Source organism: Haemophilus parainfluenzae (genome assembly GCF_003253005.1).
GTDB classification, from domain to species: domain Bacteria; phylum Pseudomonadota; class Gammaproteobacteria; order Enterobacterales; family Pasteurellaceae; genus Haemophilus_D; species Haemophilus_D parainfluenzae_M.
Genome location: NZ_QEPZ01000001.1, coordinates 81,553 through 99,153, shown reverse-complemented (window position 1 = coordinate 99,153; position 17,601 = coordinate 81,553). Strand labels below are relative to the sequence as shown.

The following is a 17,601-nucleotide window of genomic DNA, read 5'->3' as shown; positions in this document are numbered from 1 at the left end:
TTATTTTTTACCTTTTTGTTGTAATTGGGTTGGAATTAAGACGGTTTGTACTCGTGATTTTCCATTACCATTGGCTTTTAACTGCTGTTTTTTCACATCATAAGTGATGCGTTCACCGTTAATTTTGCTATCTAATTGTTTTAATTCAGCTTTACCGGTTAATGTTAAGAATTCTGTGCCTAAATCGTAGTGAACATTATTCGCTTTACCATCAACCGGTTTACCGTCATCAAGTTGTTGGTGGAAGGTAACAGGGGTGCCAAAAGCCTCAACAGTTTCTTTTTTACCTGAATTTTCTGGCGGACGAGTAATGACCACTTTATTGGCTTTAATCAAAATGGAACCTTGTGTAATCACAACGTTATCCGTAAAGGTTACCACGCTGTTTTCCATATCTAAAGATTGATTATCTGAGACAATATTAATCGGTTTATTGGTATCGTCTTTTAACGCAAAAGCAGATAAGGAAGTCATCATTAACGCTGTTAAAAGCAGAATTTTATTGTTTGTTGATTTCATAATATGTTTTTACCTGTTCCTTTAGAGTTGCAACTTGCTGACGTAAATTTCCGACCAACTTTAATCCACTTGAGTTAAAGTTTAATCCGTTAATTTTTACTTGTGTATCGGAAGTAATGTCTTGTGTTTTTAAATTAATCACTGCCGCTTCGGTCTCAACGCGTTGCAGGCGAGATAAAGGATCAAGGCTCTCGGCAACTACACCGCCTTCAAGATAGAGCATTTGATCTTTTGTTAATTTTGCCTTTTTCGCGCTAAGCTTCCAATTTTGTTTTTCTAATTGAATTTTATCGGTTTTCACTTCTTTGTCTTTATTATCTAAAGAGACATCAAAAAGATAGACTAACGGCGAAATAAAATCCGTATGACCGTCTTGTGTGTAATATTCCACTTTGTCGGAAATCGCGAGATATTGCTTTTTACCTTCAGGCGAGAATACGGTAGTTTCCATTTTATTGCCGACGTATTCTGGGCTATCAGGCTTTTTAATGAGGCTTTGTAAATCGCTATGATCTTGATTAAGCGAATAATACCAGCCTAATAAAGCCAGGGCGATGACACCTAAAATAATATTCCAACGAATATTCATAAATAACGTTCTTTCCTTCTTAAAAGGGTAACCAATCATAGCACTTTTTTGACACAAAGTGCGGTCAAAAATAGCTGTATTTTAGTCTTCTAAAATGAGTGTTTTTAAGATCTGATAAATCTCGCGATAAGCTTTTGACGGCTTATTTTGTTCCTTTTCTTTTTGTGCTGCACGAATCAAATTACGTAATTGTTGGCGATCTGCAGAAGGATGCTCATTTAACAAATCAGTCAGTGCCACATCACCTTTCGCAACCAACTCATCACGTAAGATTTCCAATTTATGCAACATCGCTTGCTGCTGATTATGTTTGTTTTCAATTTTTTCTAAAGCTTCACGAATAGGCTCTGCATCAATTGAGCGTAAGAGCTTACCGATATATTGTAATTGGCGACGACGCGCCTCTTTTTGCAGGCGTTGCGCTAATCCAATGGCATCTTTCAAGCTATCGTCTAGTGGAACCTTAGTCAGATTTGCTTTGGTTAAGTTCACCAATTTCTCGCCGAGCTGTTTTAAATCCTCAGCGTCGCGTTTGATTTCACTTTTACTTACCCAAATAATCTCTTCTTGGTCTTCATCTTCCCAATCAAAGGCTTCTTTTTTCTTACGTTTTGCCATTCTATTACCTTATGAAAAATTTGGTGCATTTTAGCATAAACTTTCAAAATAAGATAAAATGGCGCAAATTTTTAATAGGATTATCATTATGAAAACAGCAGAAAATTTAACCGCACTTTTAAAATCTCAAGAGCAAACATTGCGTGATGCAGTCAGTTTTGCGATTGAAACCGCGCAGAAAGCGGGGGCAACCGCTGAAGTCGGTGTGACAAAAGTGAGTGGTTTATCGGTTTCAACCCGTCTGCAAGAGATTGAAAATGTTGAATTTACTAATGATGGGGCATTAGGTATTTCTGTTTATTTAGGCCAACAAAAAGGCAATGCGTCTACCTCAGACTTAAGCGATGAAGCCATTAAAAATACCGTTGAAGCAGCGCTTGCTATTGCAAAATATACCTCGCCAGATGATTGTACAGGGCTAGCGGATAAAGAACTAATGGCTTTTGAAGCACCTGACTTAGCGCTTTATCATGGGGCAAGTGTTGATGTCGAACAGGCTACGAAATTAGCTTTAGAAGCTGAAAACGCGGCTTTGGAATACGATGATAAAATTGTGAATAGTAATGGCGCAAGCTTTAATTCGCATACCGGTGTGCGTGTTTATGGTAATACACATGGCATGCTACAAAGTTACTTATCTAGCCGCTATTCTTTATCTTGTTCGGTGATTGGTGGCGAGCTAGATCAACTTGAAAATGATTACGAATATACGGTTTCACGTGAGTTTGATGAGCTTTCTTCAGCGGATTGGGTAGGGCAGAATTGTGCGAAAAAAGTGATTGCGCGTTTAAATCCACAAAAATTAACGACACGTGAAGTGCCAGTGATTTTCTTAAATGATGTGGCAACAGGATTAATCTCCCATTTAACGGGAGCGATTAGTGGAGGCAGCTTATATCGTAAATCCAGTTTCTTGCTCGATCATCTTGGAAAACAAGTGTTGCCAGATTGGTTCCAAATTAGTGAGCGTCCGCATTTGTTAAAACGTTTAGCCTCTACACCTTTTGATAGCGAAGGGGTACGAACACAGGATCTTGAAATTATTCAAGATGGCGTATTGCAAACCTATTTGCTCACCAGTTACAGTGGTAGAAAAATGGGCATGCAAAGTACTGGTCATGCAGGTGGTATTCACAACTGGCTCGTGAAACCAACTTTAACGGGTGGATTGACCGCACTTTTACGCCAAATGGGCACCGGTTTATTGGTGACAGAGGTCATGGGGCAAGGCGTAAATATTGTGACGGGGGATTATTCCCGTGGCGCAGCAGGCTTCTGGGTGGAGAATGGTGAAATCCAATATCCAGTTGCTGAAATTACCATTGCTGGTCAATTGCAGGATATGTTAAAAAATATTGTGGCAGTAGCAGATGATGTTGAACATCGTTCCAATATTCAAACAGGTTCAATCTTGTTAGATAAGATGAAAATTTCAGGAAATTAATAAATTACTTAAAATGATAATAATTCTTATTGACATATAATTTCTTTCTGCTACTATACGCACATCTGTTTAGCAGCGATTGCAGATTGCTCCAACAGGTAGAGTAGAAAGTAAATTCGTTAGGGTTAAAAAGGCTGAAGGTTTAAACTTCAGCCTTTTTTATTGTAGAATACGCAAACGATTAAATTAAAAGGAAAGACCATGAAAAAACACCACGTCGATATTTTAATTTCAGAAGCGGACGTTCGTAGCCGCATTACTGAACTTGGCGCAGAAATTACGCATTTTTATCAACAACAAGCCATTGATAAACTGATTGTTGTTGGGCTTTTACGTGGTTCATTTATGTTCATGGCCGATCTCGTGCGTGAATTAAAATTACCGGTAGAAGTAGAGTTTATGACCACATCAAGTTATGGTGCAGGGATGACAAGTAATCACGATGTTAAAATTTCGAAAGATCTCGAGGGCGATATTCGTAATGAACACGTGCTGATTGTTGAGGACATCATTGATACAGGTTATACCCTCGAAAAAGTACGTGGCATTTTAAATTTACGCGATCCTGCAAGCTTGGCAATTTGTACCTTATTAGATAAACCTTCTCGCCGAGAAGTGGAAGTACTGGTTGAATGGATTGGTTTTTCTATTCCGGATGAATTTGTTGTCGGCTATGGTATTGATTACGCTCAACGTTATCGTAATCTAGGCTATATTGGCAAAGTCGTTATAGACGAATAATTTATTTTTCAATAAAAAGAGCGGTCAAAATTCACAGTGATTTTTGACCGCTCTTTGTTTGTTAAGATTAGCGTTTTGCTTTTTTGATAAACTTCATCAAGCGTTTACGTTTACGTAATTGGTTTGGTGTGAGTTTATTTTTTCTACCCGCGAATGGGTTTGAACCTTCTTGGAATAGCAAGCGAATTGGCGAACCAATAATTTTTAAACTCTTACGATAATAATTAGATAAATAACGTTTGTATGAATCCGGTAATTTATCCATTTGGTTACCATGCACCACGATAATTGGTGGATTATAGCCACCTGGGTGAGCGTATTTTAATTTAATACGACGGCCGCCAATCATTGGTGGTTGATGCTCATCCGTTGCCATTTGTAAAATACGGGTGAGAAGGGACGTCGTCATTTTTTGCGTCGCACAAGCATAAGCTTCTTTAATCGAATCAAAAAGATTACCCACGCCACTGCCGTGTAAAGCAGAAATAAAATGCACACGGGCAAAGTCGATGAAATCAAGACGGCGATCTAATTCAGATTTGACGCGATCTTTCACATCTTGATCTAAGCCATCCCATTTATTCACGACGATCACGAGTGAGCGTCCTGCATTTAAGATAAAGCCAAGTAGAGAGAGATCTTGGTCTGAAATATTTTCACGCGCATCAATTGTGAGTAACACCACGTTTGCATCTTGAATCGCTTGTAATGTTTTGATGACAGAGAATTTCTCAACGGCTAAATGCACTTTACCACGTTTACGCACACCCGCTGTATCAATCAAGGTGTATTGTTGCCCATCGCGTTCCATTGGAATGTAGATACTGTCACGTGTTGTGCCAGGCATATCGTAAACCACCACGCGATCTTCACCTAAAATACGATTGGTTAATGTGGATTTACCGACGTTTGGACGGCCTACAATCGCAATTTTGATATTTTTATCTTGTTCTTCTCCAAGCTCTTCGTCTAATGCTTCATCAATTAATGAAGTATCTTCCTCTGAATCGAAGTCAAATTCGTGATCCCATTCATCTTTTTCTTCTTCATCAGAAGTGCGGTCATTTTCCGCTTCATTTTCTTGTAATTTTTCCGCTAAAGGTGCAAGTACTTGCTCCATTAATTGAGTCACGCCACGGCCTTGTGATGCGGCGATTTGTTCAATTTCACCTAAGCCTAATTGATAAAATTCCGCACAGTGTGAGTCTGCATCAATACCGTCAGTTTTATTTGCTACAACCACGGTTGTTTTATTAGTACGTTGGCGTAAGTAATTGGCAATGCCAATGTCTGCAGCCGTTAAACCTGCACGCGCATCCACTAAGAAAAGCACCACATCGGCTTCTTCAATCGCTAATAAGGATTGTTCTGCCATTTTTTCTTCAACGCCTTCTTCAGTGCCATCGATACCGCCGGTATCGATCACAATGAAATCATAGCCAGAAATATTGGCATGACCGTATTTACGATCTCGGGTTAAACCAGGGAAGTCAGCTACAAGCGCATCGCGGGTACGGGTTAAACGGTTGAATAGGGTGGATTTACCTACGTTTGGGCGACCCACTAAGGCAACGACAGGAGTTGTCATAAAAAATATCTCTGTAAAGTGTAAATTTGGTTAATTATAGCGAATGTTGGCTGGTAGGTAAAATTCGGGCATAAAAAAAAGCACCTTCTGGTGCTTCATTATCTCGGCTTAATTGGCGGAATGGACGGGACTCGAACCCGCGACCCCCTGCGTGACAGGCAGGTATTCTAACCAGCTGAACTACCACTCCGTGAGTATATTAAGACAAGTTTTAAATTGGCGGAATGGACGGGACTCGAACCCGCGACCCCCTGCGTGACAGGCAGGTATTCTAACCAGCTGAACTACCACTCCGCTAATTGCTGGGTATAATAATGATGAACGTTAAAACCGTCAATCTTTTTTTTCTTTTTTATGTCTATCTGATTAATAGATAACCGATTAATGTGAGGTTTCGTCACCCGTACGAATAGACCAAAAACATTTGCCGTCGCTTTTTTTATTGACCAATTTAATGAAATTTAAATGAGCTTGGAGTTCATCATCGGTGGGTTGTAACACTTTTAAATTTTGCGAAAAATTGACCGCACATTGAAGATCTTGAACATTGGCTGTCGTTTGGATAATTGAACTATCCTCATGCTCTTCATCAAATAGGCTGGTTTGCCCTCCCGTCATGGACAAATAAACGTCGGCTAAAATCTCCGCATCCAGCAACGCACCGTGGAGTGTTCGTTTGCTGTTATCAATACCTAAACGATCACACAACGCATCTAAGCTATTACGTTTTCCAGGATACATTTGGCGCGCCATTTGCAACGTATCGGTGACCAGGCAAATGTCGGTTGTTTTGATATCTAACCCAAGTTTACGGAATTCATAGTCCATAAAGCCCACGTCGAAGGGGGCGTTGTGAATCAGTAGTTCGGCACCACGGATGTATTCAATAAAGTCTTGTGCAATCGTTTTGAAATCCGGTTTATCCGCCAGCATTTCATCCGTAATACCGTGAACTTTAATAGCATCAGGATCAACTAAACGATCCGGCTTGATATAAATGTGAAAATTATTACCCGTATATTTACGGTTGATCATTTCCACCGCGCCAATTTCAATAATGCAATGTCCTTCGTAATGCGCACCAATTTGGTTCATACCGGTGGTTTCAGTATCCAGTACAATTTGGCGATCCGGATTTATCATTGTTCTACCTATTTGTTTCCTTTAAAATACTTCCTATTTTACACAAGCTCGAATTAGTTATGCAAAAACAGATTGAAATTTTTACGGATGGATCTTGTCTCGGCAATCCGGGAGCCGGTGGCATAGGGATTGTCCTGCGCTATAAACAGCATGAAAAACATATTTCAAAAGGGTATTTCAAAACCACCAATAATCGCATGGAATTACGAGCAGTGATTGAGGCTTTAAATAGCTTAAAAGAGCCTTGCCATGTGACGCTTTATAGCGATAGCCAATATATGAAAAATGGCATCACACAATGGATTTACAATTGGAAGAAAAACAATTGGAAAGCGAGTACGGGCAAAGCAGTAAAAAATCAGGATTTATGGATTGCGTTAGATCAGGCAATTCAAACCCATAACATTGAGTGGCAGTGGGTGAAAGGCCATTCCGGCCATCGTGAAAATGAAATTTGTGATGAATTAGCGAAACAAGGCGCAGAAAACCCAACCTTCGAAGATATCGGTTACGAAGGGTAGTCTGCACCTGGTTTTAAAGTGCGGTTATTCTTGATAACGAATTAACCCTTCCTGCTGTGTGGTGGCAATTAATGTGCCATCTGCAGCAAAAATTTGTCCTCTCGCTAAACCTCGTCCCGCAAAAGCATTGCTACTTTCAATGGCATGTAAGTGCCAATTATTTAAATTGAAAGGGCGGTGGAACCAAATACTATGGTCGATTGTAGCCACTTTCATCCCTTTTTGTAAAAAGCCTTTCCCATGTGGATGAAGTGCGGTCAAAATACAGTGGAAATCAGAAAAATACGCTAAGAGACATTGTTGCGTCTGCAAATCTAATGGTGCCTCTCCATTGGTTTTAAACCAAGCATATTGTTCTGGCGGCAGTTTTCGACCATCAAATGGATTGTTCAAATATCGGCTATGAATCTGAAATGGTCGTTCTTGGGCAAATTTTTCACTCAAGCTTTCAGGCAAAGTTTGCGCCACTTTTAACATGATTTCGTGTTCATCAATGCATTGTTCCGGGCCTGGTACTTGCGGCATGGTTGATTGGTGGTCAAAGCCTTCTTCGGGTACTTGAAATGAAGCAGTGACATGACAAATCACATTTTTATGTTGAATGGCTTTTACGCGTAATGCAGAGAAGTTGCGTCCTTCACGTAAGGTTTCCACATCATAAATAATCGGGTGTTGACTGTCGCCAGGTGCTAAAAAGTAAGCATGGCAAGAATGGAGTACACGCTCAGGCGGGGCAACTTGCATCGCAGCTGAAAGAGATTGCGCCACAACCTGACCGCCAAACACTTGGCGAAAACCTAAGTCTTCACTGGCTCCGCGAAAGATAAGATCATCAATTTTTTCTAATTTTAACAATTCGATGAGTTGATTTAATTTATCCGACATTGTTTTTTCCTTTTATAAATACAAAAAGACCGCATAGTTATGCGGTCTGAAGTGTTTTTATACGTTAAAGCGGAAGTGCATGACATCACCATCTTGCACGATGTAGTCTTTACCTTCTAAGCGCCATTTACCAGCTTCTTTTGCTCCGTTTTCACCTTTGAATTGGATGAAGTCATCGTAAGCAATGACTTCTGCTCGGATGAAGCCTTTTTCAAAGTCTGTGTGGATTACAGCCGCAGCTTTAGGGGCGGTTGAACCCACAGAAACCGTCCATGCACGCACTTCTTTCACGCCTGCAGTGAAGTAGGTTTGAAGATTTAATAAGGCATAACCTGCACGAATTACACGGTTTAAGCCTGGTTCTTCAATGCCAAGGTCTTGTAAGAATTCGATTTTTTCATCATCATCAAGTTCAGCAATTTCCGCTTCAATCGCCGCACATACAGGCACCACTACAGAGCCTTCTTTTTCTGCAAACTCACGTACTTTGTCTAAATACGGATTATTTTCAAAACCGTCTTCATTTACGTTCGCAATGTACATGGTTGGTTTTAATGTGAGGAAGTTATAGCTTTTAATTGCTAATAATTCATCTTTATCTAACTCAACAGAACGAATCATGCCTGCTTCAGAAAGTACAGGAAGAATTTTTTCCATCACAGACAGCTCAAATTTTGCGTCTTTATCGCCACCTTTTGCACGTTTTTGTAAACGTTGGATTGCACGTTCACAGCTGTCTAAGTCAGCAAGGGCTAATTCGGTATTGATGGTTTCGATATCGCTTAATGGATCGATCTTACCCGCAACGTGCACGATGTCATCATTTTCAAAACAACGAACAACATGACCAATTGCATCAGTTTCACGGATGTTAGCTAAGAATTTATTACCTAAGCCTTCACCTTTACTTGCACCTGCAACCAAACCAGCGATATCTACAAACTCCATGGTGGTGGGTAATACGCGCTCAGGTTTAACGATTTCCGCTAACGCATCTAAACGCGGATCCGGCATTGGTACCACGCCAGTATTTGGCTCGATTGTACAGAACGGATAGTTTGCCGCTTCGATCCCGGCTTTGGTTAATGCATTAAAAAGGGTAGATTTACCGACGTTTGGCAAACCAACGATACCACATTTAAATCCCATGATGTTTTCCTTATTGTTAGCGTAAGTGCGGTTAAAATTTATGATGTTTTTTCACCGCACTTTTGAGTTAAATTTTGAAACTGTTTAAGCGATTGGTGGCTTTCACCATGCCTTCTTTGAAAAGCAATTCAATGCAATCGGTAGCTTCATCTAACGCTTTATCGAGAGCTTCTCTTTCTGCAGGCGAGGGTTTGTTAAGCACAAAACCTGAAACTAAATCACGGTGTCCAGGATGGCCAATGCCAATGCGTAAACGATAGAAATTGTTGCTGTTACCAAGCTGAGCCATGATATCTTTTAAACCATTATGTCCGCCATGTCCACCACCTTGTTTTAATTTTACGGTGCCTGGCGGTAAATCTAATTCATCGTGTAGCACTAAAATTTCTTCTGGTTTGATGCGATAAAAATTAGCAAGTGCACCTACGGCTTTTCCGCTTAAATTCATAAACGTGGTTGGCACTAAAAAACGCACTTCTTGGCCATTAATTAGCGTTTTTCCTACGTAACCAAAGAATTTATTTTCTGCATTAAGCGAAACATTAAAGCGACGAGCCAAACGCTCAATCAGCCATTCACCTGCATTGTGGCGGGTTTCCGCATATTTATCGCCAGGGTTTCCCAGCCCCACGATGAGTTTAATTTCAGACATAGTTTTCTGCTTGAATAAAAATAGTGGCGTATTGTAGCGAAAAAGGGCTAATTTCTCAATCTATAAGGCTAAGACTAAAACACCTGAGAGAATTAATAGACTTCCTATGATTAATTTTATGCTTAAGGGTTCTCCTAACAAAACTACGCCTAAAATAATGGCAATGACCACACTGAGTTTATCAATGGGCGCAACCCAAGAGGCGGGCGCCATTTGCAAGGCACGATAATAACAAAGCCAAGATAGGCCCGTAGCAACACCAGAAAGAATTAAAAAGGTAAACGGTTTTGCAGTAATATGTTGTGGCAGTTGCCATTCGTTACGTGAGCTAATGATACCTGCTGTAACGAGTAAAACCACAATCGTACGGATAAAAGTCGCAAGGTTGCTATTAATGCCTTCAACCCCTAATTTGCCTAAAATAGCGGTAAGTCCAGCGAAAAAGGCTGAACCAATAGCAAAAAATACCCAATTCATGATGTGTTCCTATTTTATCGTTAATATTGAGCGCACTTTTCCGCTATAATAACGGAAAACTCATCAAGACAGAATAAGATATGAACCAAATTAATATTGAAATCGCCTATGCCTTGCCGGATCGCTATTATTTGAAATCCTTCAAAGTGGATGAAGGCACAATGATCCAAACGGCTATTTTGCAATCGGGCATTTTGCAACAATTTACCGAGATCGATTTGCGTGAAAATAAAGTGGGGATTTATTCCCGTCCAGCAAAACTAAACGATCAATTAAAAGACGGCGATCGTATTGAAATTTACCGTCCATTATTAGCCGATCCTAAAGAGATTCGTCGTAAACGTGCAGCAGAGCAAGCCAAAGCCGCACAAGAAAAAGCTCAACAAGAAAAACAGGAAAAGGAGTAAAAAAATGACCGCACTTTCCAACCAATATTGTCTGCCTGATGGCATTACCCCTGAAATTTTCCTGCGTGATTATTGGCAGAAAAAACCATTAATTATTCGTAATGGTTTGCCTGAAATTGTGGGTCAATTTGAGCCTGACGATATCATCGAATTAGCACAAGGCGAAGATGTGACCGCACGTTTAGTGAAAACTTTTTCAGATGATAATTGGAAAGTATTTTTTAGTCCGTTATCTGAAGAAGATTTTGCGGATGTACCCGAGAAATGGTCGGTGCTTGTCCAAAATTTAGAACAATGGAGTACTGAACTCGGTCAGCTTTGGAATAAATTTGGCTTTATCCCACAATGGCAACGCGACGATATTATGGTGTCTTATGCACCTAAAGGCGGTTCCGTTGGTAAGCATTATGACGAATATGATGTGTTCTTGGTGCAAGGCTATGGTCACCGTCGTTGGCAGTTAGGCAAATGGTGTGATTCATCCACTGAATTTAAACCGAATCAGCCGATTCGTATTTTTGACGATATGGGTGAATTGGTGATTGATGAAGTGATGAACCCAGGTGATATTCTTTATATTCCAGCTCGTATGTCACATTACGGTGTGGCAGAAGATGATTGCTTGACCTTTTCTTTCGGTTTGCTTTACCCGAATTTAGCAGACATTTTCGATAACGTGAATAAAGCGTTTTGTCATCAAGATCCTGAATTGAATTTAAGCGAATTCCAATTACCGTTACGCTTAACGCAATCAGAGCAGCGTACGGGCAAATTGGCAGATGAAAATATTCAGGCAATGAAAAAACAATTCTTAGCGAAATTGGCAGAGTCAGAAGCCTTTGATGTCTTGTTCAAACAAGCAGTAGCTAGTACAGTGAGCTCACGTCGTTATGAAATGTTAGTATCCGATGAGATGTCCGATCCTGACGAAGTGCGATCAATTTTAGAAGAGGAACAAGGTGTATTAATGCAGGACAATAACTGCAAATTGCTTTACACCGAAAATCCACTCCGCATTTATGCTAATGGCGAATGGTTAGATGAGGTGAATGTCATTGAAGCGGAAGTGTTGAAACGCCTTTCCGATGGTGAAGCGCTAGATTGGGCATTCTTAAATAATTTAGTGAATGATACAGAAGATCTTGAAAGCACGATGGAATTATTGCTCGATTCGATTTGTAACTGGCTAGATGATGGTTGGGTGTTGATTGAATAATGTCTGAAAACATTTACTCCGTTTCCCAGCTTAACAGCGCAACCCGCCAAATGTTGGAAGGGAATTTTTCACAGATTTGGCTTACAGGGGAGATTTCTAATTTTACTCAACCTGTGTCGGGGCATTGGTATTTAACGCTGAAAGATGAAAATGCCCAAGTTCGCGGTGCGATGTTCCGCATGAAAAATTTGCGAGTAGGGTTTCGTCCGCAAAACGGCATGCAAGTCTTGGTGCGGGCGAATGTCAGTTTATATGAGCCTCGCGGTGATTATCAGCTGATTATTGAATCCATGCACCCTGCTGGCGAAGGATTATTGCAACAGCAATTTGAAGCGCTAAAAATGAAATTGGCGGCTGAAGGATTGTTTGCACAAAACCTGAAGAAAAGCTTGCCAGACTTTGCCAAAGCAGTGGGCATTATTACGTCTTCTACAGGCGCGGCTTTACAAGATATTCTGCATATTTTGGCTCGCCGCGATCCCAGTTTAAAAGTGGTGATTTATCCAACGGCAGTGCAAGGCAAAGAAGCAATGGCTGAAATCGTCCAAATGATTGAGCTCGCCAATGCGCGTCAAGAAGTGGATGTATTGATTGTCAGCCGTGGTGGTGGTTCTTTAGAAGATCTTTGGTGTTTTAATGAAGAAGAAGTAGCACGTGCGATTTTTCGTTCAAATTTACCGATTATCAGCGCGGTAGGTCATGAAACCGATGTCACCATTGCCGATTTTGTGGCTGATTTACGTGCACCGACACCGTCTGCAGCGGCGGAGTTAGTAAGTCGTAATCAGCAGGAATTACTTCAACAGTTAGCCTATAAACAACAGCATTTAGAGATGGCGTTAGATCGTATTTTTAGTCATCAACAACAACGTTTACAACAGCTACGTTTACGCCTGCAAAACCAACATCCGCAAAATCAATTATTGATGCAGAAAGCCAAAACGGCGCAATTACATCATCGTCTCTTGTTAGCGATGCAGCGCCAAATGGATAAAACGCAGCAAAAATTGACCGCACTTTCCGCGCGCTTAAAACAAAATCCGTTGCCTTATCGATTGCAAAAACAATCCCAATATTTAGCTCAGTTACAAGTGCGGTTAAATTTAGGGGCGAATCGTCAAGTCACGGAACGTCAAAATAAATTGGCGACATTGTGTGGCAAGTTAGATGGGTTAAGCCCATTGAAAGTGTTAGCGCGAGGATATTCCATTGCGGAAGATGTCAAAGGACATGCCATTTTGAGTGTGAAACAAGTCAAAACAGGCGATACGATTAAAACAAAGGTAGCTGACGGGGAAATAATCAGCCGCGTTTGTTAATTCAACTGGATTCTTAATGTAAACCTATGGATGAATAAGAAATTATCATCGGTTTTCTTTTTTGTGACCAGCTTCAAAGTTTCAACAAAAAAACAGAGGGTTCAGTTTTTTTTATTTTTTTATGGGAGTATTATGCGACCTCGATACTAGGAGAGTAATGATGTCAGAAATTCAACAGTTTAGTCAGCATGATATAGAAGTTCTTAATGAAGAAACTGTTTATAAAGGTTTTTTTACACTTAAGAAAGTACAGTTTAGACATAAGCTTTTTGCTGGTGGTGAAAGTGGCGTGGTGACACGTGAATTATTAGTCAAAGGTGCCGCTTCTGCAGTGATTGCTTACGATCCGGAAGAAGATGCTGTAGTTTTAGTTGAGCAAGTACGTATTGGTGCATATCAACCTGAATCAGCTCGTTCCCCTTGGTTATTAGAATTGATCGCCGGCATGGTAGAAGCGGGGGAACAACCTGAAGAAGTGGCTTTGCGCGAAAGTGAAGAAGAAGCGGGTGTCTCAGTTCAAGATCTTACTCATTGTTTAAGTGTATGGGATAGCCCGGGCGGTGTCGTCGAACGCATTCATTTGTTTGTCGGTCGAGTAGATAGCTCGCAAGCCAAAGGTATTCATGGTTTAGCTGAAGAGAATGAAGACATCCGTGTTCATGTGGTGAAACGTGAGCAAGCCTATCAATGGATGTGTGATGGCAAAATTGATAATGGCATTGCAGTAATGGGCTTGCAATGGCTTCAATTAAATTACGCCCAATTGCAGCAACGCTGGCAAGAGGAGTCCCATGAATAATACATTTGAATGCGAGCCTGCAAGTGAGATCGTCAAATTATTACAAATCACCGATCCTCATTTGTTTAAGGATACAAGCAAAGACTTATTAGGTATCAACACGCACGAAAGCTTTTCTCAGGTGTTAAAAGAAATTCAGACAGAGTCTTTTGATTATGATGTCGTGCTTGCGACAGGTGATTTGGTACAAGATAGTAGCGACGAAGGCTATCTACGATTTGTCGAAATGGTTAAACCGTTAAATAAATCAGTATTTTGGCTTCCAGGTAACCATGATTTTCAACCTAAAATGGTCGAGCATTTAAGCCAATCACCTATTAACGCATCAAAACATTTACTTCTTGGCAAACATTGGCAAGTGATTTTGTTAGATAGCCAAGTTTCTACTGCGCCTCATGGCGAATTGAGTGCTTATCAGCTAGATTGGTTAAAAATGAAATTAGCCGAAAATCCAGCACGTCATAGCTTAGTTGTATTGCATCACCATTTATTGCCAACAAATTCAGCATGGCTTGATCAGCATAACTTACGTAATGCTCATGAATTCTCAGAGATTTTGTCTCAATTCAACAATGTAAAAGGGATTTTATACGGTCATATTCATCAAGAAGTCGATGGCTATTGGCAAGGTTATCAAACTATGGCAACGCCTGCGACTTGTATTCAATTTAAGCCAGACAGTAATCATTTTGCTTTAGATACCTTACAACCAGGTTGGCGTGAAATTGAGCTATATCCAGATGGGCGAATTGAAACGAGAGTGAAGAGAATCAAACACAAAACGTTCCTGCCAAATATGGAGGAAGAAGGATACTAAACAAAGTGCGGTTAAAATTCAGGTGATTTTAACCGCACTTTTTCTATACCGAAATGGGTAAAAGTCCATTTTACACTAGCCAGAATTCCCACAAATCTGTACAATAGCCGACCAATTTTATCTTTTAACTAATCTTTATTTTTAAGCAATATGACGCAAAAATTACATATTAAAACATGGGGCTGTCAGATGAATGAATACGATTCATCAAAAATGGCCGATCTTCTTTTAAATACTCATGGTTTAGAATTAACTGATATTCCAGAAGAAGCCGATGTGTTGCTTCTTAACACCTGTTCTATCCGTGAAAAAGCGCAAGAAAAAGTGTTCCATCAATTAGGTCGTTGGAAAGAATTAAAAAAACAAAATCCAAATCTAGTGATTGGTGTGGGTGGTTGTGTAGCATCACAAGAAGGTGAGCATATTCGTCATCGTGCACCTTACGTAGATATCGTATTTGGTCCGCAAACTTTACATCGTTTGCCTGAAATGATTAACCAAATCCGTGGTGGTAAAAGTTCGGTGGTGGATGTGAGTTTCCCTGAAATTGAGAAATTTGACCGCTTACCAGAACCTCGCGCAGAAGGTCCAACTGCGTTTGTGTCTATTATGGAAGGTTGTAATAAATATTGTACTTACTGCGTGGTGCCTTATACCCGTGGTGAAGAAGTCAGCCGTCCTGTTGATGATGTATTATTTGAAATTGCGCAGTTAGCCGATCAAGGTGTACGTGAAATCAATTTATTAGGCCAAAACGTAAACGCATATCGTGGCCCGACATTTGATGGTGGTATCTGTACATTTGCGGAATTATTGCGTTTAGTAGCATCTATTGACGGTATCGACCGTTTACGTTTTACCACCAGTCACCCAATCGAATTTACTGACGATATTATTGACGTGTATCGCGACACGCCTGAGTTGGTGGACTTCGTACACTTACCGGTACAAGCTGGTTCAGACCGTATTTTAACTATGATGAAACGTGGTCATACCGCGTTAGAATATAAATCGATCATTCGTAAATTACGTGCCGTGCGTCCAAATATTCAAATTAGCTCAGATTTCATTGTGGGTTTCCCAGGTGAAACCAATGAAGAGTTTGAACAAACCATGAATCTAATTGCGCAAGTAAATTTTGATATGAGCTTTAGCTTTATCTATTCTGCGCGTCCAGGTACACCTGCAGCAGATATGCCAGATGATGTAACCGAAGAAGAGAAAAAACAACGTCTCTATCTTTTACAAGAGCGCATCAACCAACAAGCCGCGCAATATAGCCGTCGTATGCTTGGCACGGAACAACGCGTGTTGGTGGAAGGGCCGTCTAAGAAAGATATTATGGAATTAACAGGACGTACTGAAAACAACCGTATTGTGAATTTCCAAGGCTCCCCAGATATGATTGGTAAGTTTGTCGATATCAAGATTACAGATGTTTATACTAATTCTCTACGTGGTGAAGTAGTGCGTACTGAAGATCAAATGGGATTACGTATTGCACAATCGCCACAAGAAGTGATGAACCGTACTCGTAAAGAAGATGAATTAGGCGTAGGACGTTATCACGGCTAATCATTTAAGAATATAGGTAAGTAACCGTACGAAAGTGCGGTTATTTTTTTATGTGTTTTTTAGAAAAGAGAGTAGGAAAGTCTTTATCCTAAATTTTAGACATAAAAAAACACCTGTTAAGGTGCTGATTTTAAGTGGTGGGTCGTGAAGGATTCGAACCTTCGACCAACGGATTAAAAGTCCGCTGCTCTACCGACTGAGCTAACGACCCACTGGTATCATTTTTGAAATGGTGCCCGAAGCCAGACTTGAACTGGCACGCCTCGAAAGGCGAGGGATTTTAAATCCCTTGTGTCTACCGATTCCACCACTCGGGCAAATTGGAGCGGGAAACGAGGCTCGAACTCGCGACCCCGACCTTGGCAAGGTCGTGCTCTACCAACTGAGCTATTCCCGCGTTTGCTTGTTGCCAAGCAACGGGGCGTATTTTACGGATTTATCTCATTGTGTCAAATAAAATTCGTAAAAAAAGTTTTTGATTGCTTAAAAATAGTTCAAAAATAAAAGATGCGATTAAAATAACCGCACCTTTTATTTAAAATTTAGTCAATTCTATAATTCAATGTTATCTAACAAGCTGCCTTTTGCGGCTTTTAAGTATTGGAGCATTGACCAAACCGTTAAAATCGCAGCTAAATAGAGCAATACAATTGCTAGCGTTTCCATATACACATTATATCGCCAGAGTAATCCACCTAAAGCTAGCATTTGAGAGGTGGTTTTCACTTTCCCCATCCATGAAACGGCTACTTTATTACGTTCGCCTAATTCAGCCATCCATTCACGTAAAGCAGAGATAATGATTTCACGTGAAATCATAATAATGGCAGGAATGGTAATCCAGAAAGAGTTTTGATATTCTACAATTAATACTAGCGCAGTGATCACCATTACTTTATCGGCAACAGGATCAAGGAAAGCACCGAAACGTGTTGTTTGTTTTAATTTTCGAGCAAGATAACCATCAAACCAGTCGGTGACCCCTGCGATAAAGAAAATGAGCGTTGTAATAAAGGGAGCAGAAGGGATGGGCAAATAAAATGCCACGACGAAGAATGGAATTAAAATCACTCGGAGAATCGTCAGGAAAATAGGAATATTATATTTCATAAAAATAACCGCACTTTGGTTAAAGATACGTT

The 17,601-nt window shown here is 40.3% G+C and carries 19 protein-coding genes and 5 tRNA genes; 9 read left to right on the top strand and 15 right to left on the bottom strand.

Translation table 11 applies throughout. The features are described 5' to 3' along the window. From lptA to yjgA, 3 genes are all read right to left on the bottom strand, one after another. Positions 1 to 519 (bottom strand): lipopolysaccharide transport periplasmic protein LptA, encoded by a 519-nt coding sequence (gene lptA, locus DPV97_RS00485; protein WP_070714158.1) that lies wholly within the window; start codon positions 517 to 519, stop codon positions 1 to 3. Continuing rightward, a complete protein-coding gene (lptC, locus tag DPV97_RS00480) occupies positions 500 to 1,108 on the bottom strand; it encodes an LPS export ABC transporter periplasmic protein LptC (RefSeq protein WP_111382833.1) in 609 nt (202 codons plus the stop codon). Before lptC ends, lptA begins: the two co-directional genes overlap by 20 nt. Before the next feature lie 81 nt (positions 1,109 to 1,189). Further along, positions 1,190 to 1,726 (bottom strand): ribosome biogenesis factor YjgA, encoded by a 537-nt coding sequence (yjgA, locus tag DPV97_RS00475; protein WP_070714164.1) that lies wholly within the window; start codon positions 1,724 to 1,726, stop codon positions 1,190 to 1,192. An 88-nt stretch (positions 1,727 to 1,814) separates the two neighbouring features. Here yjgA and pmbA point away from each other — a divergent pair, with 88 nt between their 5' ends. Together pmbA and hpt are read left to right on the top strand one after the other, a co-directional pair. Beyond that, the gene (gene pmbA / locus DPV97_RS00470; RefSeq protein ID WP_070714167.1) at positions 1,815 to 3,170 is read left to right on the top strand and encodes a metalloprotease PmbA; all 1,356 of its coding nucleotides are present in this window, start codon (positions 1,815 to 1,817) and stop codon (positions 3,168 to 3,170) included. 201 nt (positions 3,171 to 3,371) lie between these two features. Continuing rightward, positions 3,372 to 3,911 carry a hypoxanthine phosphoribosyltransferase gene (gene hpt, locus DPV97_RS00465; RefSeq protein ID WP_070714171.1) on the top strand — a complete coding sequence of 180 codons (540 nt, stop codon included), beginning with the start codon at positions 3,372 to 3,374 and terminating at the stop codon, positions 3,909 to 3,911. Positions 3,912 to 3,978: 67 nt separating this feature from the next. On the opposite strand, the gene der is transcribed toward hpt, so the two are convergent. From der to dnaQ, 4 genes are all read right to left on the bottom strand, one after another. After that, a complete protein-coding gene (gene der / locus DPV97_RS00460; protein WP_070714174.1) occupies positions 3,979 to 5,499 on the bottom strand; it encodes a ribosome biogenesis GTPase Der in 1,521 nt (506 codons plus the stop codon). Positions 5,500 to 5,612: 113 nt separating this feature from the next. Beyond that, positions 5,613 to 5,689: transfer RNA gene (locus DPV97_RS00455), tRNA-Asp, on the bottom strand. A gap of 27 nt (positions 5,690 to 5,716) precedes the next feature. Then, positions 5,717 to 5,793 (bottom strand) — tRNA-Asp (locus DPV97_RS00450). Positions 5,794 to 5,880: 87 nt separating this feature from the next. Then, positions 5,881 to 6,642 carry a DNA polymerase III subunit epsilon gene (gene dnaQ / locus DPV97_RS00445; protein WP_070714176.1) on the bottom strand — a complete coding sequence of 254 codons (762 nt, stop codon included), beginning with the start codon at positions 6,640 to 6,642 and terminating at the stop codon, positions 5,881 to 5,883. A gap of 59 nt (positions 6,643 to 6,701) precedes the next feature. On the opposite strand from dnaQ, the gene rnhA reads away from it, so the two are divergent. Next, positions 6,702 to 7,163, top strand: coding sequence for a ribonuclease HI (gene rnhA, locus DPV97_RS00440; RefSeq protein ID WP_070714179.1), 462 nt, complete (start codon positions 6,702 to 6,704; stop codon positions 7,161 to 7,163). Between the two features lie 24 nt (positions 7,164 to 7,187). Here rnhA and tesB read toward each other — a convergent pair whose 3' ends face one another. The 4 genes from tesB to DPV97_RS00420 all read right to left on the bottom strand — a co-directional run bounded on the left by tesB (position 7,188) and on the right by DPV97_RS00420 (position 10,326). Beyond that, on the bottom strand, positions 7,188 to 8,048 hold the full coding sequence (gene tesB, locus DPV97_RS00435) for an acyl-CoA thioesterase II (RefSeq protein ID WP_070714183.1): 861 nt from the start codon (positions 8,046 to 8,048) through the stop codon (positions 7,188 to 7,190). A 57-nt stretch (positions 8,049 to 8,105) separates the two neighbouring features. Next, on the bottom strand, positions 8,106 to 9,197 hold the full coding sequence (ychF, locus tag DPV97_RS00430; RefSeq protein ID WP_070714187.1) for a redox-regulated ATPase YchF: 1,092 nt from the start codon (positions 9,195 to 9,197) through the stop codon (positions 8,106 to 8,108). Between the two features lie 67 nt (positions 9,198 to 9,264). Continuing rightward, entirely contained in the window at positions 9,265 to 9,849 is a 585-nt protein-coding gene (pth, locus tag DPV97_RS00425) for an aminoacyl-tRNA hydrolase (RefSeq protein ID WP_070714190.1), read from the bottom strand. Positions 9,850 to 9,909: 60 nt separating this feature from the next. Further along, positions 9,910 to 10,326, bottom strand: a complete 417-nt coding sequence (locus DPV97_RS00420; protein ID WP_070714194.1) for an EamA family transporter — start codon at positions 10,324 to 10,326, stop codon at positions 9,910 to 9,912. 80 nt (positions 10,327 to 10,406) lie between these two features. Here DPV97_RS00420 and DPV97_RS00415 point away from each other — a divergent pair, with 80 nt between their 5' ends. The 6 genes from DPV97_RS00415 to miaB all read left to right on the top strand — a co-directional run bounded on the left by DPV97_RS00415 (position 10,407) and on the right by miaB (position 16,459). Beyond that, positions 10,407 to 10,733, top strand: coding sequence for an RnfH family protein (locus tag DPV97_RS00415; RefSeq protein ID WP_049364381.1), 327 nt, complete (start codon positions 10,407 to 10,409; stop codon positions 10,731 to 10,733). 4 nt (positions 10,734 to 10,737) lie between these two features. Then, positions 10,738 to 11,949: a ribosomal protein uL16 3-hydroxylase gene (locus DPV97_RS00410; protein WP_070714196.1), complete on the top strand. Its 1,212-nt coding sequence runs from the start codon at positions 10,738 to 10,740 to the stop codon at positions 11,947 to 11,949. Beyond that, positions 11,949 to 13,268, top strand: a complete 1,320-nt coding sequence (gene xseA, locus DPV97_RS00405) for an exodeoxyribonuclease VII large subunit (RefSeq protein WP_070714199.1) — start codon at positions 11,949 to 11,951, stop codon at positions 13,266 to 13,268. Before DPV97_RS00410 ends, xseA begins: the two co-directional genes overlap by 1 nt. A 160-nt stretch (positions 13,269 to 13,428) precedes the next feature. After that, positions 13,429 to 14,067 (top strand): ADP-ribose diphosphatase, encoded by a 639-nt coding sequence (gene nudF, locus DPV97_RS00400; RefSeq protein ID WP_070714202.1) that lies wholly within the window; start codon positions 13,429 to 13,431, stop codon positions 14,065 to 14,067. Next, the gene (cpdA, locus tag DPV97_RS00395; RefSeq protein WP_070714205.1) at positions 14,060 to 14,884 is read left to right on the top strand and encodes a 3',5'-cyclic-AMP phosphodiesterase; all 825 of its coding nucleotides are present in this window, start codon (positions 14,060 to 14,062) and stop codon (positions 14,882 to 14,884) included. Before nudF ends, cpdA begins: the two co-directional genes overlap by 8 nt. 150 nt (positions 14,885 to 15,034) lie before the next feature. Then, positions 15,035 to 16,459: a tRNA (N6-isopentenyl adenosine(37)-C2)-methylthiotransferase MiaB gene (gene miaB, locus DPV97_RS00390; RefSeq protein ID WP_049371534.1), complete on the top strand. Its 1,425-nt coding sequence runs from the start codon at positions 15,035 to 15,037 to the stop codon at positions 16,457 to 16,459. Between the two features lie 135 nt (positions 16,460 to 16,594). On the opposite strand, the gene DPV97_RS00385 is transcribed toward miaB, so the two are convergent. The 4 genes from DPV97_RS00385 to pgsA all read right to left on the bottom strand — a co-directional run bounded on the left by DPV97_RS00385 (position 16,595) and on the right by pgsA (position 17,569). Beyond that, a tRNA-Lys gene (locus DPV97_RS00385) sits at positions 16,595 to 16,670 on the bottom strand. Between the two features lie 19 nt (positions 16,671 to 16,689). Beyond that, a tRNA-Leu gene (locus DPV97_RS00380) sits at positions 16,690 to 16,776 on the bottom strand. A gap of 4 nt (positions 16,777 to 16,780) precedes the next feature. Next, positions 16,781 to 16,856: transfer RNA gene (locus tag DPV97_RS00375), tRNA-Gly, on the bottom strand. 155 nt (positions 16,857 to 17,011) lie between these two features. Then, the gene (gene pgsA / locus DPV97_RS00370; RefSeq protein ID WP_070714207.1) at positions 17,012 to 17,569 is read right to left on the bottom strand and encodes a CDP-diacylglycerol--glycerol-3-phosphate 3-phosphatidyltransferase; all 558 of its coding nucleotides are present in this window, start codon (positions 17,567 to 17,569) and stop codon (positions 17,012 to 17,014) included. Positions 17,570 to 17,601: the final 32 nt, after the last annotated feature.